This window comes from Acidovorax sp. SRB_14 (genome assembly GCF_012932145.1).
In the GTDB taxonomy this organism is placed as follows: domain Bacteria; phylum Pseudomonadota; class Gammaproteobacteria; order Burkholderiales; family Burkholderiaceae_C; genus Simplicispira.
The window spans coordinates 1-22,665 of the sequence record NZ_MWOK01000036.1; the positions used below are offsets into that span (position 1 = coordinate 1).

Sequence of the window (22,665 nt, forward strand, 5' to 3'; positions counted from 1 at the left end):
CGCTGCCCGTGCTGGCAGCGCTGCTGCTGGCCTGGCGCGCGTTGCCGCACACGCCGCCGGCCGCGGCTTCCGGCCCGGGCCCCACGCGCTGGATGCTGCGCCGGCCGCGCACCTGGCTGCTGATGGCCTGCTTTGGCTTGGTCAACGGCGGCTATGCCTCGGTGGTGGCGTGGCTGGCGCCGTTCTACCAGTCGCACGGCTGGAGCGCGGCCAGCAGCGGCAGCCTGGTGGCGCTGCTGGCCCTGGCGCAGGCCGGTGCGGCGCTGCTGCCTGCGCTGGCCGCGCACCAGCGCGACCGCCGGCCCTGGCTGTGGTTCACGCTGGCGCTACAGGCCGGCGGCTTTGCGGCGCTGGTGCTCTGGCCAGACGTGGCGCCGCGCAGCTGGGCCACGCTGCTGGGCGCGGGCCTGGGCGGCTCGTTCGCGCTCAGCATGGTGGTGGTGCTCGACCACCTGCCCGACCCGGCCCAGGCCGGTGCCCTGAGCGCGCTGATGCAGGGCGGCGGCTTTCTGCTGGCGGCCTTCGCGCCCTGGACGCTGGCCGCGCTGCACAGTGCCCGTGGCGGCTTTGCCGCCGGCTGGCTGGCGCACCCGGCCTGCGTGGCGCTGGTGGCGCTGCTGACCGCGCGCTTTGCGCCACAGCGCTATGCGGCCGCGATGCGGGCGCCGGCGCAGCCGTAAGCAGTTGGCGCGCGGACCGGGCCGTTCAGGCCGTAGCCCTGGCGCTCAGCGCGGGCGCTCGAAGCCGCTCTCGGCCCAGCGCAATGCGCTGTCCACGGTGAGCTTGAAGGCCGGCGACACCGGCACGCGCGCCAGCTCTTCGCCCAGCGGGTCCTGCGCGCTCAGAGTGGCACTGGCGCCTTCCTCGTCGGGCACGATTGCCAGCAGCACCCGCACGCGTTCGCCCTGCATTGTGATGGTGACGTTCTTGTTCAGCTGCGCATGCAGCTGCTGCTCGTGGCGGCGCAGCACTTCGTTGGCGGTCTTGACCAGGGTATTGAACGCGTTCACGTCGAGCGGCTTGGGGTTCTTCTTGTCGCGTCCCATCGTCCAGGGCCCCACCAGCGCCGGCTCGTCGTGGCCGTGCAGCGTCATCGCCACGGCCCAGCCATCGTCGTCCTCGTTCTTGAGCACGCGCGCGCTCCAGCGTTCGTCCTGCCACAGGCGCGGCTCCTGGATGGGGGCGAAAGTGTCTTCTGTCATGACTCTGGAGGCAAAAAGCCCTAGAGCTTAGAGCAAGCGGGCCGGGCGCCAATACCCTGCCCGCAAAAGCCCGCACGAGGCGGGCGCAGGCCGGAGCATCAGTGCGCCACGGTGAAGCGCTGGCGCAGGTGCCGGGGCTTTTCCGCTTCGTCGACCAGGGCCACGGCCAGGTCTGCCACGCTGATGCTGCCCGGTTGGTCACCGTTCATCAGCGGCGCATCCTGGCCCAGGCGGTAGTGGCCGGTGCGCTCGCCAGGTTGCAGCAGGATTGGCGGGCTCAGCAGCGTCCAGTCCAGCGTTTTGTCATCCTGCAGCAGCTTGAGCGCATCGCGCGCGCCGCGGGCGCCTTCTTTCCATTCGGCGGGAAATTCGGGCGTATCGACCAGTTGAACGCCCGGTACCACATACAGGCTGCCCGCGCCGCCCACCACCAAGAGGCGGCGCACGCCAGCCTGCTGCGCGCCTGCCATGATGGCCTGGGTGCCGCGCAGGTACTGCACATACAGATCAGCCACCTTCCAACCCGGGTTGTAGGCGCTCACCACCGCGTCGTTCCCGGCCACCGCCTGCGCCACCTCGGCGGCGTTCTGGGCGTCTGCGGCGACCACCTTCAAGCGCTCGCGCGGCGCGAGTTTTTCGGGGTAGCGCGCCAGCGCAGTCACCTCGTGGCCACGTTGCAGCAGTTCATTGAGCACAGCCGAACCGACGAAGCCGGTGGCACCGATCAGAGCGATTTTCATGGTCCATTCCTTGCGGGTTGCTGGGCTCCGAAGAATAGGTGCTTGCCAAAACCAGCGCTCGCGGCCCCTGGAGGCAGCGGCGCGGCAAAATTTGCATCAAATCAGGCTCAAACGCCTACTTGAAAAGCGCTAGAAGCTATATTTTCAATAGCAATTCAGCTCACGCCGTCTTGCTGGCTTGCAGCTTGAGCTCGGCCATCATCTGCTCGCGCATGACAAACTTTTGCACCTTGCCGGTGATGGTCATGGGCATGTCCGTGACGATGCGCACATAGCGCGGCACTTTGTAGTGGGCGATCTGGTCGCGGCAGAAGTCGCGGATCTCGTCCTCGGTGCAGGTCTGCCCAGGCTTGGGCACGATCCAGGCGCAGATCTCTTCGCCGTATTTGGCGTCGGGCACGCCGAACACCTGCACCGACTGCACCTTGGGGTGGCGGAACAGGAACTCCTCGATCTCGCGCGGGTAGACGTTCTCGCCGCCCCGGATCAGCATGTCCTTGGCGCGGCCGACGATGTTGCAGTAGCCCTCGGCGTCGATCGTTGCCAGGTCGCCGGTGTGCATCCAGCCGTCCTGCACCGCTTCGCGCGTGCGCGCCTGGTCGCCCCAGTAGCCCTGCATGACCGAGTAGCCGCGCACCAGCAGCTCGCCCTTTTCGCCCACGGGCACCACCTTGCCATCGACATCGACCACCTTGGCTTCGAGCATCGGCTGGATGCGGCCCACGGTCGACACCCGCCGCTCCAGGGGGTCGGTGGTGGCGCTTTGGAACGACACCGGCGAGGTCTCGGTCATGCCGTAGGCGATGGTGATCTCGGACAGGTGCATCTCGGCGATCACGCGTTTCATGGTTTCGATGGGGCACGGCGAGCCGGCCATGATGCCGGTGCGCAAGTGCGAGAGGTCGAACTCGGCAAAGCGCGGGTGCTCGAGTTCGGCAATGAACATGGTGGGCACGCCATGCAGCGCGGTGGAGCGCTCTTCGCTCACCGCCTCCAGCGTGGCGACGGGGTCGAACGATTCGCCCGGAAACACCATGGTGGCGCCCGCGGACACGCAGGCCAGCACCGCCAGCACCATGCCAAAGCAGTGGTACAGCGGCACGGGGATGCACAGGCTGTCCTGCTCGGTGAAGTTCATCGCCTGCGCAATGAAGCGCGCGTTGTTGACCACGTTGTGGTGCGTCAGCGTCGCGCCCTTGGGGTTGCCGGTGGTGCCGCTGGTGAACTGGATGTTGATGGCGTCGTGGCACGACAGGCCCGCGCCCAAGGCGTCGAGCGCCGCCACATCCACGCGGGCGCGGCCCTGCGCCAGCACGTCGGCATAGTTGAGCATGCCCGGCGTGGGCGTGCTGCCCAGCCGGATCACCATCTGCAACTGCGGCAGCCGCGCCGAGTGCAGCGCGTCAGGCGCGCAGGTGGCCAGCTCGGGCGCTAGGCGCTGCAGCATCTCCAGGTAGTTCGAGCTCTTGAGCTGCTCGGCCGTGACCAGCGCACGGCAGCCGGCGGCGTTGAGCGCGTACTCCAGCTCGGCCCCGCGGTAGGCCGGGTTGATGTTGACGAGCACCAGCCCGGCGCGCGCGGTGGCGAACTGCGTCACCAGCCATTCGGCGCGGTTGGGTGACCAGATGCCCACGCGATCGCCCGGGCGCAGGCCCAGCGCCAGAAAGCCGCTGGCCAGCGCATCGACCTCGGCCTGGAGCTGCGCCCAGGTCCAGCGCAGGCCCTGCTCGCGAAACACCGCGGCGGTGCGGTTGGCAAAGCGTTGCACGGCCTCGGCCAGAAATTGAGCGATGGTGGCCTGCGACAGCACCGCGTCGCTGCGGCCCTTGACCTGCGAAAGGCCGTCGAGCGGGGCCAGGTTCCAGTCTTGGACGAGGGAGGCATTCATAGTGGTGCTTTCCTGAATCGCGCGTGCGTGGAGCGCCCATTGTGGCAACGCTGCGGCCATCCCGTGGAGCACATGGCTGCACACTACGTTGCCTAGAGGTCTTTCCAGGCGCCCACCCTCCAGGCCTGTCACGGGGTTTGCAGGACCTTACATACGGCAACATCCGTAAAGCCCTTGAAAAGCCTGGCAAATTCGCATCCAGGGGTCAACCAAAGCCCGCGCCAACGCGTCATAAAGAGCAGGGCAGCACCCCAAAATCCATCTTCACGGCAGCGCCCGTGCGCTGCCCCACAGGGGAAATCCACGATGCCGAGCACTTTCTTCACCCGCGCCTTTGCCCTATGCACCGTGGCGGTACTGGCCACGGGCTGCGTTGCCGTGCCCGGAGACGGGTACTACGAGACGCAAGCCTATCCCACCTACAACCGGGGGTATGACAGCGGTGTCCTCTATGGCCCGGGCGCCTATGCGCCGGGCGCTTACACGACCTATCCCGCCTACCCCGTGTACCCCAGCTACCCGGCCGTGGCGCCGTCCTACTATCCGCGCGGCGGCGATCACCGCGGCGACTGGCGCGAGCGGGATGCACGCGACCAGCGCGACCGCGTACAACAGCAGCACCGCGACGCGCAAGACCGCGACGCCCGCCAGCGCGGCGAGCAAGCGCGCCAGCAGCGTGAACGCGACGATAGCCGCCGCCAACAGGCACAGCAGCAGGAGCGCCAGCAGCAGGAACGCGAGCGCCGCGCGAGCGCCAACCGCAACCAGCGCGATCCAGGCGACCGCGAGGGCCTGCGGCGCTGGCGCTCCGCCAGCGAGATAGAGCGCAGCCAGGGCCACTAAGATCGGCCGGCCATGTGCATCGCTCTGCGTTTTCTCGCTGTGTGCGCCGCCGGCCTGCTGGGCCCGGTGGCGCAGGCCCAGGTGCTGCGCTGCACCGATGCGCGCACCGGCCAGGTCACCTATACCGATGGCCGTTGCGGGCCTGGCACCCAGGCGCTCGAAGTGCAGCCGCGCAAGACCCCCGGAGAAATCCGCCAGGAGCGCGAGCAGGCGGCCCAGGCAGTGGCCGCCCAGCAGCAACGCCAGCAGGCAGCAGCCGCCGCCGCGCGCCTGGATGCGGAACGCGACGCGCAGCAGCGGCGCGCGCAGGCCGACCGTGCGGCACGCGCTGGCGCGCGCGACTATGCGCGCTCACCCGAGTGCGTGCGCGCCCGGCGCAGCCTGGACATGGCCGCCAGCGCGGCGGTCCGCTCGTACGGGCAAGATGCGCAACTCGATGCCGCACAGTGGCAAATGGACCTGGACTGCCTCGGCCCCGAAGGCTATGCCGAGGTGCAAAGGTACCGCGCGGCCCCGCCGGGCATCGTGTTGCTGCCCCCGCCACGCTACGCCCGCCCCGTGCCGGTGCAGCCCGTGCCCGCACCCACATTCACGCAGTGCAATGTGTTCCGCTGCTTTGACGCGCAGGGACGCAGCTACTCCCGCCCCTGACGGCGGTGAATGGATGTCCTCCGGGAAAGGTCCGACCAGAAACCTGGCGCGCCCGGCGCCGCTCAGCCGCGCCGGGCGCGCAAGCCCTGCGCGACCGTGGGATAGCGCAGGCGCAGGCGCAACTCACGCCGCATGCGCGTGTTGTCGAGCCGCCGCGACTCGCCCATGAAGCTCAGCAGCGTGAGCGGCAGCTGGTCCTGCGCGGTGCTGCGCGGCACGCGCGGCGGGCGCGGCAGGCCGTACAGGTCGGCCGCCAGGTCGAAGTAGTCGCCCATCTTCAGCTCGCTGTCGTCGCACACGTGGTACACGCGCTGCGCCGCGCCGCGCCACAGTGCGGCCGCGCAGGCGCGCGCCAGGTCGTCGGCATGGATGTGGTTGGTGAACACATCGTCGGGCGCGGCCAGCACGGGCGTGCCCTTGCGCAGGCGCGCCTCGGGCGTGCCGCCCGCGCGGTCAGGGGCATAGATGCCCGGAATGCGCAGCAGGCTGACACGCACGCCCGCGCGCCCCAGGTGGCGCACGGCGCGCTCGGCATCGACCCGGCGCTGCGCGCGCGGCGTGCTCGGGGCCACGGAGCGCGTCTCTGGCACCCGGGCGCCGCTGCAATCGCCATACACCCCGCTGGTCGAGCCATACACCAGCGCCGCCGGCAGGCTGCGCAAACGCAGGCTGCGCACCAGCGCCAGCGTGCGCGGATCGCGCCACCAGGGGGCGTCGGCGCCGCTGCTGGGCGGCGGCGCCAGGTGCAGCACGCGCGTCGCCAGGCCGGCGAGCCGGCGCAGCGTGGCACGGTCGTCCAGGTTGCCGGGCAGCGGCGTGATGCCCAGCGCGCGCAGCGGCGCCACCCGCTCGGGGCTGGAGGTGAGTGCCAGCACGCGCACGCGCGGGCGGCCCGCGGCCGGCCCGTGCAGGTCGCGCGCCACGCGCAGGCCGATGTCGCCACAGCCCACGATGAGCAGGCGCTGGCGCCGAAAGCGCGCTGGCAGGGCGCCGAGGGGGTTTTGGTTTGAAGGCAAAATTGCAGGCTTGGCCAGTAATCAGAACGAGCAAGGATACCCAAGACATGACCGATGCCGCGACCGCGAGCGCCCCTTTCCAGATCACTGTGCAGCCCAGCGGGCGCACTTTTGCGGCCACCGCGGGCGAAGCCATGCTGGCCGCTGCCATCCGCGCGGGTGTGGGCCTGCCCTACGGCTGCAAGGACGGCGCCTGCGGCTCGTGCAAGTGCAAGAAGCTCGACGGCACGGTGGTGCATGGCGAGCACCAGGCCAAGGCACTCAGCGCCGAGGAAGAGGCCGCAGGCTTCGTGCTCACCTGCTGCGGCGTTGCGCAATCCGACGTGGTGCTGGAGTCGCGCCAGGTCACCGATGAAAGCGCCTACCCGATCAAGAAAATGCCGGTGCGCGTGGCCGCGTTCGAGAAGAAGTCGCACGATGTGATGCAGGTGCGGCTTCAGCTTCCGGCGGCCGATACCTTCCGCTACCACGCCGGCCAGTACGTCGAATTCTTGCTGCAGGGCGGAGTGCGCCGCGCCTATTCGATGGCCAATGCGCCCCACACCCAGGCCGAGGCCCCCGGCCTGGAGCTGCACATCCGCCACATGTCCGGCGGAAAGTTCACCGAGTATGTGTTTGGCGCGCTGAAGGAAAAGGAAATCCTGCGCATCGAAGGCCCCTATGGCAGTTTCTTCCTGCGCGAGGACAGCGACAAGCCCATCGTGCTGCTGGCCTCGGGCACGGGCTTTGCGCCCATCAAGGCCTTGCTCGAACACATGCAGTTCAAGGGCATAACGCGCCCCGCCACGCTGTACTGGGGCGGCCGGCGCCCGGCAGACCTGTACATGGACGCCTGGGTGCGCGAGCGCCTGGCTGCCATGCCGAACCTCGCCTACGTGCCCGTGGTGTCCGACGCGCTGCCCGACGACCATTGGCATGGCCGCACCGGCTTCGTGCACCAGGCCGTACTCGACGACTTTGCCGACCTCTCGGGCCACCAGGTCTATGCCTGCGGCGCGCCCATCGTGGTCGAGTCCGCGCGCGACGCCTACAGCGCCCAGCGCGGCCTGCCGCCCGAGGAGTTCTTTGCCGACGCATTCACGTCCGAAGCCGACAAACACCCGTAGGCTGCTGCGCCAACCGCTGCGTTGCCGCAAGAATCCTGCAAACCAGTCCCCAAACCCACGCCAGGCGCAATTTTTTTGCACAATGGAGGGCTATGAACCGCAGAAACCTCCTCCTTACCACCCTCGCCACGGCCGCCGCCCTGGCCTCTCCCCTGGCCCAGGCGCAAGACGCGCCCATCCGCCTGATCGTGCCTTACGCCCCCGGCGGACCGCTCGATGTCACGGCCCGCGCGCTGGCGGAGCGCGTGCGCGACTCGCTCGGCACGGTCATCATTGACAACAAGGGCGGCGCAGGGGGCAACATCGGTGCCGACGCCGTCGCCAAGGCCGCACCCGATGGCATGACCATCGGCATCGCCGCCACCGCCACGCACGCCGTCAACCCCTGGCTCTACAGCCGCATGCCCTATGACGCGGCCAAGGATTTCGCCGGCATCACGCAAATGGTGCGCGTGCCCAACGTGCTGGTCATCAATGCCGACAAGGCCGAACGCCTGAAGATCCATTCGGTGGCCGACCTGATCGCCTATGCCAAGGCCAACCCCGCCAAGCTCAACTATGGCAGCGGCGGCAACGGCAGCGCGGGCCACCTGGCGGGCGAGCTGTTCAAGCAGCGCGCCGGCATATTTGCACTGCACATTCCCTACCGCGGCGGCAACCCGGCGCAGCTGGCGCTGCTGGCCGGCGAGGTGGACTTCAACATCGACAACCTGGCAACCGCGGCGCCCAACATCCGCGCCGGCAAACTCAAGGCCCTGGCCGTGACCTCGCTGCAGGCCAGCCCCGCGCTGCCCGGCGTGCCGCCGCTGTCGAGCACCTTCCCAGGCTTCGCGATCGACACCTGGTGGGGCCTGGTCGCACCGGCCGGCACGCCCAAGCCTGTGATCGACAAACTCAACAAGGCCTTTGTCGCGGCGCTCCATGCGCCCGAAACCAAGACCCGCTTTGCCTCCCTGCTGGCCGAGCCGGTGGCCACCACGCCCGAACAGTTCGACGCCTTCATGGCGGCCGAGCGCAGCAAGTACCAAAAGTTGGTGAAGGCCTCGGGCGCAACGGTGGACTGATCCCCGCCGCCAGCGGTGTCCGGCCCCATCCTGGCCGGGCACACCAAATATGCATAAAAAATGCTTCTAACGCTTACCTATCAAGCGTTGGAAGCTATTTTTTTAATAGCGTCTACCAGGCAGCATCGAGGCGCTCGATGTGCTGCCACGCCACCGCCTGCAGCGCTTCCGCCGCCACGTGCTGCGGCGCAATTTCGGCCAGCGGCAGCAGCACGAAGGCGCGCTCGTGCAGGCGCGGGTGCGGCACGGTGAGCGTGGGGGTCTCGATGGGCGCGTCGCCAAACAAGAGAATGTCCAGGTCGAGTGTGCGCGGCGCATTGCGGTAGGGGCGCTCGCGCCCTGCCGCCTGCTCGATGGCCTGCAACCCTTCCAGCAAGGCCTGCGGCGCCAGCGTGGTGGCGATCTCGGCCACGGCATTGAGGTAGTCCGGCCCACCCGCGCCGACCGGTGCGCTGCGGTAGAGCGACGAAACGCGCAGCACGCGCGTGCCGGGCAAGGCCGCGATGGCCGCCAGGGCCGCACGCAGCGCAGCGGCGCGCTCGCCGAGGTTGGCGCCCAGCCCAATCCACGCAGGCGTGGCGTGTGCCGGAATCATGTGTGCGATGGCGGAGGCGAGGACCGCGCCACCGCTCAGTCGTGGTCCGCAGCAGGCGCGGCGCTGCTGCGCTGGCCTTCACCTGGGCCGCCGCCCTCGCCGCCACCGGGCTTGCGCCGGCGCCGGCGGCGCTTCTTGGGCGCACCGTCGTCGGCGCCTTCGCCGCCGAAGGGCTGCTCTGCCAGCTGGGTCTGCGCAACAGCGGGCGCGGCGGCGGGCGCCGCGCGTGGCACGCGCCGCACCACGGGCTGGGCGCGGGTGCGGCTCTTTTGCTCCTCGCGCGCCTGTTCCATGAGGTCGTAGCGGCGGTTTTCGTCGGCGGTGCTGTACTCCTGCCACCAGCTGGCCAAGGCCTCATCGACCTCGCCGACATCGGCGCGCAGGCGCATGAAATCAAAGCCTGCGCGAAAGCGCAGCTGCGCCACCATGCTCTCGGGCACGCGGCCGGCGCGCTTTTCAAAGCGCGGCTGCATGACCCAGATCTCGCGCATGTCGGCGGCGAGCTTGCCGCGCCCGGACACATCGCCGATGCGCTTGTCGAACACCTCGTCGATGGCCTCCTGCAGCGCCGGCAGCGGGTGCTGGCGTTCGTTGAGGCGCCGCTCCCAGCCGCTCTTGACGTCCTGCCACAGCACGCAGGCGAGCAGGAAGCTTGGCGCCACCGGCTTGCCTTCGCCCACGCGGCGGTCGGTGTCGGTGAGGGCCGCGCGCACGAAGTCGGTGTCGGCGCGCTCGACCACCACGTCGAGCAGCGGATAGATGCCGCGAGAGAGGCCCAGTTTTTTGAGCTGCTCGATGGTGGCGATGGCGTGGCCGGTCTGCAGCAGCTTGAGCATCTCGTCGAACATGCGGCTCTGCGGCACGTCGGCCAGCAGCTGCTGCGACTCGACCAGCGGCGCCGCCGTCTTGGCGTCGAGCGTGAAACCGAGCTTGCTGAGCTTGGCGACAAAGCGCACAGCGCGGATGATGCGCACCGGGTCTTCGCGGTAGCGCGTGGCCGGGTCGCCGATCATGCGCAGCGTCTTCTTCTTGGCGTCCTGGATGCCCTTATGGTAGTCGACCACGATCTGCGTCTCGGGGTCGTAGTACATGGCGTTCAGGGTGAAGTCGCGCCGCGTGGCGTCTTCGTCCTGCGGGCCCCAGACGTTGTCGCGCAGCACGCGGCCGCTGGCATCCACCGCGTGCGTCATGCCGGCCAGCGCATTGCGGCTGGTCTTTTCGTTGCCGCTGACCTGCTCGGCGGCGGCGTTGTCCATGTAGGCGCGGAACGTCGAGACCTCGATCACCTCATTCTCGCGGCCGCGCCCGTGCACCACGTGCACGATGCGAAAGCGCCGGCCGATGATGAAGGCGCGGCGGAACAGGCCTTTGACCTGCTCGGGCGTGGCATTGGTGGCGACGTCGAAATCCTTGGGGCGCAGGCCCAGCAGCAGGTCGCGCACCGCGCCGCCGACGATGTAGGCCTCGAAGCCCGCCTGCTGCAGCGTGCGCACCACGTCCACGGCGCGGCGGTCCACGCGCTCGGGGTCGATGCCGTGCACCGAAGCGGGCACTTCCTCGCGCTTGCCGAACTGTGGCATGCGTGCTTTGCGGGCGCCCGGTTTGGCTTTGCCCAGCAGTTTGTCGATGAACGTCTTGATCATGAATTCTTGTGATTGGATGGAGGCCGCCGCGCCAGCCCTGCTGCCGGCAGCGCCCTCCTCGGACTAAAACAGGTCCAGTATGCGCCAGCCGCGCTGCGCGGCCAGCGCGCGCAGGCGCTCATCGGGGTTGGTGGCCACGGGCTCGTCGACCTTCTCCAGCAGCGGCAGGTCGTTGAGCGAATCGCTGTAGAACGTGCTGTGCACATCGCCCCAGCCCAGCTGGCGCGCCGCCAGCCACTGCTCCATGCGCGTGACCTTGCCGGCACGCATGGACGGGACGCCGGAAATCGCGCCGGTGAACCAGCCGTCGGCGCCCCGCTCGAGCTGCACCGCCAGCAGTTCGGGCACGCCCAGCGCCTGGGCGATCGGCGCGGTAACGAACTCGTTGGTGGCGGTGACGATGACCACAATGTCGCCCGCCTGCTGGTGCTGGCGCAGCAGGGCCAGCGCCTGCGGGCGGATGGCCGGTTCCACCACCTCGCGCATGAACCGGGCATGTGCCTGGGCCGCCGCTTCGGGGCCGCGCAGGCGCGCGGCGTCGATGGCAAAGCGCACATAGTCGTGCACGTCGAGCGTGCCGGCCTGGTAATGGGCAAAGAACTCGGCGTTGCGGCGGCTGAATTCGGCCGGGTCGTTCCAGCCGATGCGCGTGGTGAACTCGCCCCACTCGTAGTCGGAGTCGATGGGCAGCAGCGTGTGGTCGAGGTCGAACAGCGCCAGCCGGGGGCGGGATGCCGGGGTGTCAGGGTTCATGCGGTACGGAAAAAAGCGGTCAAAAAAGCGCACACAGGGCATCACTCGGAATCGAGCATGTCCTTGAGCAGTGGAATGGTGATGGCGCGCCGGGTGCGCAGCGCGTAGCTGTCGAGCTGTTCGAGCAGCTGCATGAGGCTGCCCAGGTCGCGCGAGAAGCGCCGCAGCATGTAGTCCATCACCTCGTCGCCGAGGAAGACGCCACGGGCGTCGGCCTGCTGGCGCAGCACAGCGCGCAGCTCGCTCTCGCCAAGCCTCTGCAGCTGGAACACATGGCCCCAGCCCAGGCGGCTGCGCAGGTCCTCGCGCAGCGGCAGGTCGGCCGGCGGCAGGCTGCCGGCGGCCAGCACCCAGCGCTGCACGCCATTGGCCGGGCTCATCGCGTTGATGAACCAGTTGAACGCCACGTTCTGCTGCGAGGTGCTGTAGAGGTGCACGTCGTCGAGGATGACGGCGGTCCATTTTTCGTCGAAGGCCGGGGCGTACTTGCTCGTGGCATCGCGCCAGCCCACGCTCGCCCCGTGATCTCGCAGCGCCTCGCGCACGGCCTTGAGCAGGTGCGACTTGCCGCTGCCCGACTCGCCCCAGAGGTAGGTCGGCACCGGCGCGTGGTCGGCGGCGCTGCCCACGGCGTGCTGCAGGTGCTGCAGCGCGGCGGTGTTGGGCCCGGCAAAAAAGCGCTCCAGCGTGGGAACGGGCGCAAGGCCGATGTCCAGGGCAAGCTGCTTCATGGCGGCGACCCGCCTGCGCGTGCGCAGGTGCAGCGGGGTGTGGCAAAACGTGGCATGGGGCGGTGGGCTGGTCGGCTGGGCGGTGTGGGGATGGGGCGGCACCGGGGGGCGCAGCGCGCGCAACCCGTAGAATCTGCGCAAATTTTAGTCTGCTGGCGCGCTGGTCCGCGCCACCCCTGCCATGAGCTCCTCTGCCCACACCCCTACCCCCCTTTCGTACAAAGACGCCGGCGTTGACATCGACGCGGGCGACGCCTTGGTTGAACGCATCAAGCCGCTGGCCAAAAAGACCATGCGCGAGGGCGTGATGGCCGGCATCGGCGGCTTCGGCGCGCTGTTCGAGGTGCCCAAGCGCTACAAGGAACCCGTGCTGGTGTCCGGCACCGACGGCGTGGGCACCAAGCTCAAGCTGGCGTTCGAATGGAACATGCACGACACCGTGGGCATCGATCTGGTCGCCATGAGCGTCAACGACGTGCTGGTGCAGGGTGCCGAGCCGCTGTTCTTCCTCGACTACTTCGCCTGCGGCAAGCTCGATGTGGACACGGCAGCGGCCGTCGTCGGCGGCATCGCCACTGGCTGCGAATTGAGCGGCTGCGCGCTGATCGGCGGGGAAACGGCGGAAATGCCCGGCATGTACCCCGCTGGCGAATACGACCTGGCCGGCTTTGCCGTCGGTGCGGTCGAAAAATCCAAGATCCTCGCGGGCCAGAACGTGCAGGTGGGCGACGTGGTGCTGGGCCTGGCCAGCAGCGGCGTGCACTCCAACGGCTTTTCGCTCGTGCGCAAGTGCATCGAACGCGCCGAGGCCGCCCAGGCGGTACCCGCCACGCTCGACGGCAAACCCTTCAAGCAGGCCATCATGGAGCCCACGCGCCTCTACGTGAAGAACGTGCTGGCCGCGTTGGCCGCGCACCCCATCAAGGCGCTGGCCCACATCACGGGCGGCGGTCTGCTGGAGAACATCCCGCGCGTGCTGCCCGAAGGCATGGCGGCGCACCTGGCCAAGGGCAGCTGGCCCCAGACCGAACTGTTTGCCTGGCTGCAGAAAACCGCTGGCATTGACGACATCGAGATGAACCGCACCTTCAACAACGGCATTGGCATGGTGGTGGTGGTCGATGCCGCCCACGCAGAGGCCACCGCGGCGATGCTGCGCGCAGCCGGTGAGCAAGTGCACACCATCGGCGCCATTGCGCCGCGCGGTGACGGCGCCGCCGTCGTGGTCGCCTGACACCGCAGCGCGCGATGGGGATGCCTGCGGCGCCCGTGTCGGCCCCGTCCGCGCCGCTGGGCGTGCGGGTGGCCAGTTATGCGTTGATGGCCGGCGCGCTGTGGCTGCTGCTGGGGCATGGGCTGCTGCCAGGCCTGTTGTTCGCCTGCCTGGGCTTTCTCGTCACGCGGTGGCTGGCCTGGCAGTTCGCGCGGCTGGGACGCCGCAAGCCGCTGACGCCCCTGCTGCTGCGCTGGGCCCAGATCTGCGCGGCAGCGCTGGTCATGCTGGCACCGCTGGCCTTGTTGATGCTCGGCCTGTCGCATTCGCGCGGCTACATCACCGAGGCGCCGCAGCAGTACCGCGAGCTGCTCGATTACCTGGCGCGCACAGTGCTTGAGCTGCGCCTGAAGCTGCCGTCCGACATCGCGGCCCTGCTGCCCGAGGGCGCGGCCGAGATCCAGAAAACCCTCGCCAGCTACCTCGCGGCCAAGGCCGGCACGCTGGCGGTGGCAGGCCGGGCCTGGCTCGGCGGTCTGCTCCACGCCTACGTGGGCCTGCTGATCGGCGCGCTGGCCGCGGTGCGCCCCGTGGCGTCTGCTCACCGGCCGCTGGCGCAGCAGCTGCACCTGCGCATCACCCGCTTTGGCGACGCCTTCCGCCAGATCGTGGCCGCGCAATTCTGGATCGCCGCTTTCAACACCGTGCTCACCGCCGTGTTCCTGCTGGGTGTGCTGCCGCTGTGGGACCTGCACCTGCCCTACTCGCCGGCCTTGATCACGCTCACGTTTGTGGCGGGATTGGTGCCCATCGTCGGCAACCTGGTGTGCAACGCGGTCATCACCCTGGTCGGCCTCTCCGTGTCGCCCGCAGCCGCGGTCGCCTGCCTGGGTTTCCTGATCCTGATCCACAAGGCCGAATACGTGATCAACGCCAAAGTGGTGGGCCAGCGCACCCACATGGGCGTGTGGGAGCTGCTCGCGGTGATGTTCGTGGCCGAGGCGGTCTTTGGCCCGGCCGGGCTGGTGGCGGCGCCACTGTTCTATGCGTACCTGAAAAAAGAGCTGTTCGCCGCGCGGCTGGTGTAGCGGCCCTTTCGCCGATGTGATTCAAAAATCATAGCTTGTAACCCTCACTGCATAAGCGTTACAAGCCGATTTCCTGCAAAAGCATGGAATCGGGCCGGCGTGCACTCGGCAGCGCACACAACGCTCTTCACCGTGCCTTGATTTTTTGCTGCAGTTCCTGGTACTGGGCCAGGCGGGGCCCGCCCAGCGCCACGGCGCGCTCAATCGCAGCGCGGGCCGCACGCCGCTGGCCCATCTCCAGCCGCACTTGCGCCAGATTGTTCCACGCGTCGGCAAAGTCGGGGTGCACCCGCGTGGCCAGTGCATAGGCCTCCGCAGCGCGCGCCCGCTCGTGCAGCGCATACGCCGCATTGCCCGCCCCGAGCAGGCTGGCCCGCTGGTCCGGCCACCGGGCCAGCGCCGTGGCATAGGCCGTCTGCGCGGCACGCGGATGGACGCGCTCGAGCGCCGCCGCGGCCGTCGCCCAGGTCTCGGCCTCGACCGTCACCGGCAGACGATCGGGCTTCACCGCACGCATCGCCCAGTACCCGGAACGCGCCCAGGTGTGCTCGAACGTGGACAGCGCCATCACCATGCGCTCGGTCATGCCGGAATGCAGCACGACCTCGTTGCGCTCGCGGTCGTAGCCGATCACCACCGCGTAATGCCACCGGGGTGCGATCGGCAGCGACAGGTTCTGCAGGATCAGCACCGGCTGCCCGGCCGCCACTTCCTGCAGCAGGTCCTGCAGGCGCGGCGCCAGCGGATACGCCACCAGACCCTGCCGGCGCGTGGCCGCGAGCATTTCCTGCTGCAGCGCGCCCTGGCGTCCCGGCACATAGACCTGCTCGGTCAGCTCGCCAGGTGTCACCCGCACGCCCGCAGCCTGCGCCACCATGGCCAGCGAGGCCGGGCCGCACAGGTGGTCCTCCTGCGCAAAAAATGGCACGCCCTTGAGCAGCACGGCAGGCGGCAAGGCCGGTGGCCAGTGCTGGTCCAGAGCGCTGAGTTGTGGCGAGGCGCACCCCGACAGCAGCAGCGCCCAAAGCAAAACCCCCGCCGCAGCGGGGGTCCTCCAGCCAGCGCGGCGAAGCGGCATCAGCGCACCGAGCGGGTGAACGGGAACACCTTGGTCAGCCCGAGGATGTCCGTGATCAGCAGGACGATGAAGACCGTGAACACCACCCCGAGGACATCACCGCCCGCTGGCGCCTGGTCCACGCGCGAGGCCAACTGCGCCACCTCCGCGTCGGACATGGCCTGCACGCGCGCCATGGCGGCGTCGGCACTCACGCCCTGGCCCTGCAGGGCGGTGCGCACATCGTCACGGGCCAGGAAGGTGCTGACCCGATCGCGGTCGGAGCCCGATGCGGAGGCCGCCAGCACCTGGTCGGTGCCCACGATGGCAGCCTGCGCCGTGAGCGGCAGGCCCGACAAGCTCAATCCGGCCACCAGGCAAGAAACCACCACACGTTTGAATGCACGCATCTAGACCCCCATTGAGTATGTTTTTTGAAGCACTGCACCCTGATGGTGCAACGCACTGCGGGCAATTTACCGATGGGATATCACACCGTCAACGCGCCTTACAAACCCACACACGAAGCCTCAGACGGTCACATTTTCAGCCCGCCATGCGCCGCAGCTCGGCCACGCGCTCGGCAATGCCGCCGCTGTCCATTTCTGCCTCCGCATGGGCCAGGTAGGTCTCCAGATCCTTGACCGCCTGCGCCGAGTGGCCCTGCTCGGCATGGGCCAGGCCCCGGTCGCGCCACTCGCCCCAGGCTTCGGGCAAGAGCACCACCAGACGGTCCTGTACGGCCACTAGGCGCTGCCAGTCCTGCTGGGAGCGGTGCACCTCCTTGAGGTTGCGCAGCATGCGCGCAATGATGTCGCGCGGCGTCGCCGCCTGCAGGTACAGGCCCATGGGCACCTCGTCGCCGCTCATGCCAGCGCTGCGCTGGTAGGGCTCCAGCCGCTCGGACAGCTCTTCGCGCGAAAGCGACTGGCCGGTGAACGGATCGATCAGCACCTGCCCTTTGGGCAGCAGTGCCTTGACCATGAAATGCCCCGGAAACGCCACGCCGCGCACATGCAATCCCATGCCCTGGGCCAACTCCATCCACAGCACGCCCAGGGAGATCGGGATGCCCCGCCGGGTGCGCAGCACGGCGTTGAGGTAGCTGTTTTCGGGGTCGTAATAGTTGTTCACGTTGCCGCCGAAGCCCAGGTCGCCGAAGAAGAACTGGTTCAGCGTGCGCAGACGCTGCAGCGCCGGCGCATCGGCGGCCAGGCGGCGCTGCAGACGCGCCTGCAACTGGTCGAGGTCGCCCAGCAGCTGCTGCACGTCGAGTGCCGGGTATTCGTCCTGGGCGATGCTGGCGGCCGCTTCGAACAGCGGGAACTGCTCGTCGCTTTGCACCAGCGCGGCAAAGTACTCCAGCGGGGTGGGAACGGCAAAGCTCGGCAACATGAAAGCGTTGTAAAGGGCAGGCCGCTGCGCGTCAAGCCGCTCCCCGAAAAACCCCGATCAGCGCCGCAGCGTGTCGGGCAGCTGCAGGCCCGCCACCCGCAACACCGCGAAATACACCCCCGCGGCGGCGCACAGCATCAGCGCCAGCAGCCCCACGCGCTGCGCGCGGTGCGCGCGCAGCGCGATCCAGTCGAAGTGCTGCGCGCCCCACAGCAGGAACACCGCCAGCAAGGCGCTGGCGGCCACCACCTGCAGAGAGAACAGCACCCAGCCCGGCTGTGGCTGGTAGCTGCCGCGCTGCAGCAGCCCCCACAGCAGCCATCCGGCATTGACCAGCGCTCCCAATCCGATGGACAGGGCCAGGCCGGCGTGCGCCAGCCGCGGCACCAGGGCCAGGTTCAGCAGCTGGGTCACGACCAGCACCACCACCGCAATGCGCACCGGCGTGCGGATGTCCTGGCGGGCGTAGTAGCCCGGCGCCAGCACCTTGATCGCCACCAGGCCCACCAGGCCGGCGCCATAGCCGGCCAGGGCCACCGCGATCTGCCCCACGTCGCTGTCCTTGAGCGCGCCATAGTGGAACAGGGTGGCCACCAGCGGCTGCGCAAAGGCCAGCAAGCCCACGGCGCAGGGCACGGACAGCAGCACGACGATGCGCAGGCCCCAGTCGAGCATGGCGGAATACCTGCGCGCGTCGCCGGCGGCGTTGGCCGCCGACAGCTGCGGCGTGAGCACCACGCCCAGCGCCACGCCGAGCAGCGCGGTGGGGAACTCCATCAGCCGGTCGGCATAGAACAGCCAGGTCACGCTGCCCGGCGCCAGGTACGACGCAATCTGCGTGTTGATCATCAGCGAGATCTGCGCGACGCCCACGCCCAGCAAGGCTGGCGCCATCAGGCGCAGGATGCGCCGCACGTCGGCGTCGGCCCAGGCCGCGCGCAACGCAGCAAGGTTCAGGCCGATGCGCGGCAGCAGGCCCAGGCGCAGCAGCGCCGGCACCTGCACCGCCAGCTGCAGCATACCGCCCGCCATCACGCCGCCGGCCATCGCATAGATGGGCTCGATGCCGCGCGCGGCCAGCAGCGGTGCGCCCAGCCAGGCGGCGGCGATCATGCACAGGTTCAGCAGCACGGGCGTGGCGGCCGGCACGGCAAAGCGCTTCCAGGTATTGAGCACGCCGGCGGCCAGCGCCACCATCGACATGAAGCCGATGTACGGGAACATCCAGCGCGTCATGACCACGGCCGCGTCAAAGCTCTCGGCGCTCTGGCGCAGGCCGCTGGCCAGCAGCCAGACCAGCAGCGGCGCGCCCAGCACGCCGGCCACGCAGGTCACCAGCAGCGCCCACGCCAGCACCGTGGCCACGTGGCTGATGAGCTGGCGCGTGGCGTCCTCGCCGTGCTGGGCCTTGGCGGCGGCCAGCACCGGCACAAAGGCCTGGCTGAAGGCCCCTTCGGCGAACAGGCGGCGAAACAGGTTGGGGATGCGGAAGGCGACGTTGAACGCGTCGGTCAGCGCGTTGGCGCCGAACATCGACGCCATGATCAGGTCGCGCGCCAGGCCCGTGACACGCGATGCCAGGGTCAGAACGGAAACAACGGAGGCGGCTTTGAGCAGTGACACCGCGCCGAGTGTATGCGCTGGCCTCTGGGGTGCAGGCGGCCTGCCGGGCGTTGTTGCGCCTTTTTACCTTCCCGCGCGCCGCCGCGGGGGCGGCAAGGCCGAAAGACGGCCTGCGCTATAATCGCCGGCTTTGCTGGCATCATCCTCAGACACAAGGAACCTACATCATGGCATCTGCTAAACCCAAGAAAAAGAACCCGCGCCTGGCTTCGGGCCGCAAACGCGTCCGCCAGGACACGAAGCTCAACGCCGCGAACACCTCGCTGCGCTCCAAATACCGCACCGCCGTCAAGAACGTTGAAAAAGCCGTTCTGACCGGCGACAAGACCAAGGCGACCGAACTGTTCGCCAAGATGCAAGCCGTGGTGGACACCATTGCGGACAAGGGCATCTTCCACAAGAACAAGGCCGCTCGCGACAAGAGCCGCCTGTCCGCCAAGGTGAAAGCCTTGGCCCTGGCCGCCTGACCCTCTTCAGGCAAACAGCCCGAGCGGGTCGCACCGCTCGCCGTTTGTAACGGGTGCGCTGCCAGCAAAGCAAAAAAGCCGTCGCAAGACGGCTTTTTTGTTGGGCGCAGCCCAAGCGCGCAGAGCGCGCCTTTGCTGGCACCCGAATACCTCGGGGACATACCCGAGACGGCGCAGCCGGTTCGGCTCTGTCCTCGACACTTCAGAGGCTGTCCGGCCTCCGGCCGAAGCACCTCGGGCGCTAGGCCTGACGCTCAAGCCTGGTCTGAAGCCGCCTCCTGCACCACATCCGGCAGCAGACACGCCTCCACTACCTGCAGCTCGTTGTCGCGCGCGAAGTTCATGACGAAGTCCCACGCCATGGGCTCGTAGTCGCGCAGCGCGTGGTTGACGACCACGCATTTGGTGCCGTTGATGACCGTGGGAACGCACCAGGGGGAATAACACAGGTGGCTGCCCGGCTGGGCGCCGCCGGGGCGAAAGCTGCTCATCACTCCCGCCAGCCGCTCGGCCCAGTCGCTCGGGCGGAAGGTTTTGCCTCCGAGGGTGATGCCCTGGATGAAAACTTCTTGGGTGGAAGGTGAAGCCATCGCAGTGAGAAAGGTGAAAGTGACGGGCTGCTGCAGGATCGCTGCCTGTTGCGCCGCAACACGTGATTCTAACTCTTATATAAGAGCTGACCCTTTCGACCCATGCCGCGCGCGCAGGGGCATTGCAGTGATGCGCAATGTTCAGCAGTCGATGCGGGAGCACACCCTAGAATCAGCACTCCGTTTTTCCGGGCCGCACCGAGCCGGCCCGCCACCCGCACCGTCTGGAGATTGCTGCATGACCGCTTTGATTGAGGCCGCCTCGCCCCACGTGATGAACACCTATGGCCGCGTGCCGATTGCGCTGTCGCACGGCCAGGGCAGCCGCGTCTGGGACGTCAACGGCAAGCAGTACCTGGACGCGCTCGGCGGCATTGCGGTCAACACCCTGGGCCACAACCACGCCCGCCTGGTGCCCGCGCTGCAGGACCAGGTCGCCAAGCTGATCCACACCTCGAACTACTACCACATCCCCGGCCAGGAGCAATTGGCCGCCAAGCTGGTGGAGCTGTCGGGCATGGCCAACGTGTTCTTCTGCAACTCGGGCCTGGAAGCCAACGAGGCGGCGCTGAAGATTGCGCGCAAGTACGGCGTGGACAAGGGCATCGAAAAACCCGAGATCGTCGTCTACGAAAAGGCCTTCCATGGCCGCTCGATCGCCACCATGTCGGCCACCGGCAACCCCAAGATCCACACCGGCTTTGGCCCGCTGGTCGACGGCTTCATCCGCGTGCCGGTCAACGACATCGAGGCCATCCGGAAAGCCACCGAGGGCAACCCCAACGTGGTCGCAGTGTTCTTCGAGACCATCCAGGGCGAGGGCGGCGTGAACCCCATGCGCATCGACTACCTGCAGCAGCTGCGCGCGCTGTGCGACGAGCGCGGCTGGCTCATGATGATCGACGAGGTGCAGTGCGGCATGGGCCGCACCGGCAAGTGGTTCGCCCACCAGTGGGCCGGCATCGTGCCCGACGTGATGCCGCTGGCCAAGGGCCTGGGCTCGGGCGTGCCGATCGGCGCCGTGGTGGCGGGCCCCCAGGCCGCGGACGTGCTGCAGCCGGGCAACCACGGCAGCACCTTCGGCGGAAACCCGCTGGCGATGCGGGCCGGCGTGGAAACGATCCGCATCATGGAAGAAGACGGCCTGCTGCAGAACGCCGCCACCGTGGGCGCGCACCTCCAGGCCGCGCTGCAGCAAGCGCTCGGCAGCCTGCCCGGGGTCAAGGAAATCCGCGGCCAGGGCCTGATGATCGGCGTCGAGCTGGCCAAGCCCTGCGGCGCCTTGGTAGGCCGCGCAGCCGAGGCGGGCCTCTTGATCAGCGTGACCGCCGACACCGTGATCCGCATCGTGCCGCCGCTGATCCTGACCACTGCCGAAGCCGACGAGATCGTCGCCCTGCTGGCCCCGCTGGTCAAAGACCTGCTGGCCGAGTGAGCGCCCCGGGCACCGCGCCCCCCTGCAACGAGACTGCCATGAAACATTACCTTCAATTCAGTGACCTCAGCGCCGACGAATACGCCTACCTGTTCGAGCGCGCCGCCCTCATCAAGAAGAAGTTTAAGGCCTACGAAAAGCACCACCCGCTAGCCGACCGCACGCTGGCCATGATCTTTGAAAAGGCCAGCACGCGCACGCGCATCAGCTTCGAGGCCGGCATGTACCAGCTCGGCGGCAGCGTGGTCCACCTGACCACGGGCGACAGCCAGCTCGGCCGCGCCGAACCCATCGACGACAGCGCCAAGGTCATCAGCCGCATGGTCGACCTGGTGATGATCCGCACCTACGAGCAGACCAAGATCGAGCGCTTTGCCGCCGACTCGCGCGTGCCGGTCATCAACGGCCTGACCAACGAGTTCCACCCCTGCCAGATCCTGGCCGACATCTTCACCTTCATCGAGCACCGCGGCAGCATCGCGGGCAAGACCGTGGCCTGGGTCGGCGACGGCAACAACATGGCCAACACGTGGCTGCAGGCCGCGCAGCTGCTCGGCTTCAAGGTGCATGTGAGCACGCCGAGCGGCTACGAAGTGGATGAGAAATTGGCCGTAGGCGCAGGCGGGGCCAGCGCCGGCAGCTATCAATTTTTCAGCAATCCGCTGGACGCCTGCCGCGGCGCCGACCTGGTCACCACCGATGTGTGGACCAGCATGGGCTACGAGGCCGAAAACGAGGAGCGCAAGAAGGCCTTTGCCGACTGGTGCGTGGACGCCGAGATGATGTCCGTGGCCCAGCCCGACGCCCTGTTCATGCACTGCCTGCCCGCGCACCGCGGCGAGGAGGTCGAGGCCGAGGTCATCGACGGCCCGCAATCGGTGGTCTGGGACGAGGCGGAAAACCGCATGCACGTGCAAAAGGCCCTCATGGAGTACCTGCTGCTCGGCCGCGTGGCCTGAAACGCCGGTGCGCTCACAGCAAAGCGCCCTTTCAACACATAGCGGCTTCGGCCGCTTTTTTGCCCTCTGTTCCATGGCGCACGCCCCGCACCGCCCTGCCTTCCCATGACCCACCCTTGCCTGACCTGCGGCGCCTGTTGCGCCAGCTTTCGCGTGGACTTCGCCATGCCAGAACTCGAAGGCTGCGGCGGCCGCGTGCCGGCGGGGCTGGCGGACCCCATCACCGACCAGCTGTGCCGCATGCGCGGCACCGACCACCGCACGCCGCGCTGCGCGGCGCTGACCGGCAAGATCGGTGAAAAAGCGGCCTGCGGCATCTACGAATGGCGCCCTTCGCCCTGCCGCGAGTTCGCGGCCGGCAGCGAGGCCTGCGAGCGGGCGCGCATGCGGCATGGGCTGCTGCCGTATCCGTCTTTGCGATGAAATCTGGCTCTAGCGCTTGTGTAGCTATCGTTTTTGTGGTTTTTGATGTTCCAAGGGGGCGCTTTTTGCCGAGGCTGCTGGCCGGGATGTTCGCCCGGCAGCGCAGTAACTTTCTCTTGGTCGCCAAGAGAAAGTCACCAAAGAGAAGGCGACCCGAAGTCTGCGACCCCAGCGCTGCGCGCT

General features: G+C 68.4%; 24 protein-coding genes. 11 read left to right on the forward strand and 13 right to left on the reverse strand.

The genetic code is table 11. The features are described 5' to 3' along the window. A partial coding sequence (locus tag B2J86_RS17205) for an MFS transporter (RefSeq protein ID WP_173026215.1) occupies positions 1-680 on the forward strand: 680 nt, incomplete at its 5' end. Between the two features lie 45 nt (positions 681-725). Here the strand turns inward: B2J86_RS17205 and B2J86_RS17210 are convergent. From B2J86_RS17210 to B2J86_RS17220, 3 genes are all read right to left on the reverse strand, one after another. Then, a complete protein-coding gene (locus B2J86_RS17210) occupies positions 726-1,202 on the reverse strand; it encodes a hypothetical protein (RefSeq protein ID WP_169170710.1) in 477 nt (158 codons plus the stop codon). Positions 1,203-1,300: 98 nt separating this feature from the next. Beyond that, positions 1,301-1,942, reverse strand: a complete 642-nt coding sequence (locus B2J86_RS17215) for an NAD(P)-dependent oxidoreductase (protein ID WP_173026216.1) — start codon at positions 1,940-1,942, stop codon at positions 1,301-1,303. A 160-nt stretch (positions 1,943-2,102) separates the two neighbouring features. Then, the gene (locus B2J86_RS17220) at positions 2,103-3,830 is read right to left on the reverse strand and encodes an AMP-binding protein (protein ID WP_169634505.1); all 1,728 of its coding nucleotides are present in this window, start codon (positions 3,828-3,830) and stop codon (positions 2,103-2,105) included. Between the two features lie 306 nt (positions 3,831-4,136). Here B2J86_RS17220 and B2J86_RS17225 point away from each other — a divergent pair, with 306 nt between their 5' ends. Continuing rightward, entirely contained in the window at positions 4,137-4,673 is a 537-nt protein-coding gene (locus B2J86_RS17225) for a hypothetical protein (RefSeq protein WP_169170707.1), read from the forward strand. A 12-nt stretch (positions 4,674-4,685) separates the two neighbouring features. Then, a complete protein-coding gene (locus tag B2J86_RS17230; protein WP_173026217.1) occupies positions 4,686-5,324 on the forward strand; it encodes a DUF4124 domain-containing protein in 639 nt (212 codons plus the stop codon). Positions 5,325-5,386: 62 nt separating this feature from the next. Here the strand turns inward: B2J86_RS17230 and B2J86_RS17235 are convergent, their stop codons facing one another. After that, complete coding sequence (locus tag B2J86_RS17235; protein ID WP_169634507.1) at positions 5,387-6,340, reverse strand: NAD-dependent epimerase/dehydratase family protein; 954 nt, start codon at positions 6,338-6,340, stop codon at positions 5,387-5,389. A gap of 47 nt (positions 6,341-6,387) precedes the next feature. Here B2J86_RS17235 and B2J86_RS17240 point away from each other — a divergent pair, with 47 nt between their 5' ends. Continuing rightward, a complete protein-coding gene (locus B2J86_RS17240) occupies positions 6,388-7,446 on the forward strand; it encodes a CDP-6-deoxy-delta-3,4-glucoseen reductase (protein WP_173026218.1) in 1,059 nt (352 codons plus the stop codon). Between the two features lie 92 nt (positions 7,447-7,538). Further along, entirely contained in the window at positions 7,539-8,510 is a 972-nt protein-coding gene (locus B2J86_RS17245; RefSeq protein ID WP_169170404.1) for a tripartite tricarboxylate transporter substrate binding protein, read from the forward strand. A 112-nt stretch (positions 8,511-8,622) separates the two neighbouring features. On the opposite strand, the gene folK is transcribed toward B2J86_RS17245, so the two are convergent. The 4 genes from folK to hda all read right to left on the reverse strand — a co-directional run bounded on the left by folK (position 8,623) and on the right by hda (position 12,232). Then, positions 8,623-9,105 (reverse strand): 2-amino-4-hydroxy-6-hydroxymethyldihydropteridine diphosphokinase, encoded by a 483-nt coding sequence (folK, locus tag B2J86_RS17250; RefSeq protein WP_169634509.1) that lies wholly within the window; start codon positions 9,103-9,105, stop codon positions 8,623-8,625. 35 nt (positions 9,106-9,140) lie between these two features. After that, positions 9,141-10,748, reverse strand: coding sequence for a polynucleotide adenylyltransferase PcnB (gene pcnB / locus B2J86_RS17255; RefSeq protein ID WP_169170406.1), 1,608 nt, complete (start codon positions 10,746-10,748; stop codon positions 9,141-9,143). 63 nt (positions 10,749-10,811) lie between these two features. After that, entirely contained in the window at positions 10,812-11,501 is a 690-nt protein-coding gene (locus tag B2J86_RS17260; protein ID WP_173026219.1) for an HAD family phosphatase, read from the reverse strand. A gap of 41 nt (positions 11,502-11,542) precedes the next feature. Further along, positions 11,543-12,232 (reverse strand): DnaA regulatory inactivator Hda, encoded by a 690-nt coding sequence (gene hda / locus B2J86_RS17265; RefSeq protein ID WP_169170408.1) that lies wholly within the window; start codon positions 12,230-12,232, stop codon positions 11,543-11,545. Positions 12,233-12,413: 181 nt separating this feature from the next. Between hda and purM the strand changes: the two genes are divergently transcribed. Together purM and B2J86_RS17275 are read left to right on the forward strand one after the other, a co-directional pair. After that, the gene (gene purM, locus B2J86_RS17270; protein ID WP_169170409.1) at positions 12,414-13,466 is read left to right on the forward strand and encodes a phosphoribosylformylglycinamidine cyclo-ligase; all 1,053 of its coding nucleotides are present in this window, start codon (positions 12,414-12,416) and stop codon (positions 13,464-13,466) included. Positions 13,467-13,480: 14 nt separating this feature from the next. Then, on the forward strand, positions 13,481-14,533 hold the full coding sequence (locus B2J86_RS17275; RefSeq protein ID WP_173026220.1) for an AI-2E family transporter: 1,053 nt from the start codon (positions 13,481-13,483) through the stop codon (positions 14,531-14,533). Between the two features lie 127 nt (positions 14,534-14,660). On the opposite strand, the gene B2J86_RS17280 is transcribed toward B2J86_RS17275, so the two are convergent. The 4 genes from B2J86_RS17280 to murJ all read right to left on the reverse strand — a co-directional run bounded on the left by B2J86_RS17280 (position 14,661) and on the right by murJ (position 18,608). After that, the gene (locus B2J86_RS17280; protein WP_216842426.1) at positions 14,661-15,488 is read right to left on the reverse strand and encodes a PA2778 family cysteine peptidase; all 828 of its coding nucleotides are present in this window, start codon (positions 15,486-15,488) and stop codon (positions 14,661-14,663) included. A gap of 122 nt (positions 15,489-15,610) precedes the next feature. Next, entirely contained in the window at positions 15,611-16,000 is a 390-nt protein-coding gene (locus tag B2J86_RS17285; protein WP_169170412.1) for a PA2779 family protein, read from the reverse strand. Between the two features lie 136 nt (positions 16,001-16,136). Further along, a complete protein-coding gene (locus tag B2J86_RS17290) occupies positions 16,137-16,985 on the reverse strand; it encodes a SirB1 family protein (RefSeq protein ID WP_173026222.1) in 849 nt (282 codons plus the stop codon). A 57-nt stretch (positions 16,986-17,042) separates the two neighbouring features. Next, positions 17,043-18,608: a murein biosynthesis integral membrane protein MurJ gene (murJ, locus tag B2J86_RS17295; RefSeq protein WP_173026223.1), complete on the reverse strand. Its 1,566-nt coding sequence runs from the start codon at positions 18,606-18,608 to the stop codon at positions 17,043-17,045. A 167-nt stretch (positions 18,609-18,775) separates the two neighbouring features. On the opposite strand from murJ, the gene rpsT reads away from it, so the two are divergent. Continuing rightward, the gene (rpsT, locus tag B2J86_RS17300) at positions 18,776-19,075 is read left to right on the forward strand and encodes a 30S ribosomal protein S20 (RefSeq protein WP_169634547.1); all 300 of its coding nucleotides are present in this window, start codon (positions 18,776-18,778) and stop codon (positions 19,073-19,075) included. A 254-nt stretch (positions 19,076-19,329) separates the two neighbouring features. Here rpsT and B2J86_RS17305 read toward each other — a convergent pair whose 3' ends face one another. Then, positions 19,330-19,665 (reverse strand): DUF3579 domain-containing protein, encoded by a 336-nt coding sequence (locus tag B2J86_RS17305; protein WP_173026224.1) that lies wholly within the window; start codon positions 19,663-19,665, stop codon positions 19,330-19,332. 238 nt (positions 19,666-19,903) lie between these two features. On the opposite strand from B2J86_RS17305, the gene B2J86_RS17310 reads away from it, so the two are divergent. From B2J86_RS17310 to B2J86_RS17320, 3 genes are all read left to right on the forward strand, one after another. Continuing rightward, positions 19,904-21,100 carry an aspartate aminotransferase family protein gene (locus tag B2J86_RS17310; RefSeq protein WP_169170416.1) on the forward strand — a complete coding sequence of 399 codons (1,197 nt, stop codon included), beginning with the start codon at positions 19,904-19,906 and terminating at the stop codon, positions 21,098-21,100. Between the two features lie 38 nt (positions 21,101-21,138). Further along, positions 21,139-22,059, forward strand: coding sequence for an ornithine carbamoyltransferase (argF, locus tag B2J86_RS17315; protein ID WP_169170417.1), 921 nt, complete (start codon positions 21,139-21,141; stop codon positions 22,057-22,059). Positions 22,060-22,164: 105 nt separating this feature from the next. After that, positions 22,165-22,482, forward strand: coding sequence for a YkgJ family cysteine cluster protein (locus B2J86_RS17320; protein WP_169170418.1), 318 nt, complete (start codon positions 22,165-22,167; stop codon positions 22,480-22,482). Positions 22,483-22,665: the final 183 nt, after the last annotated feature.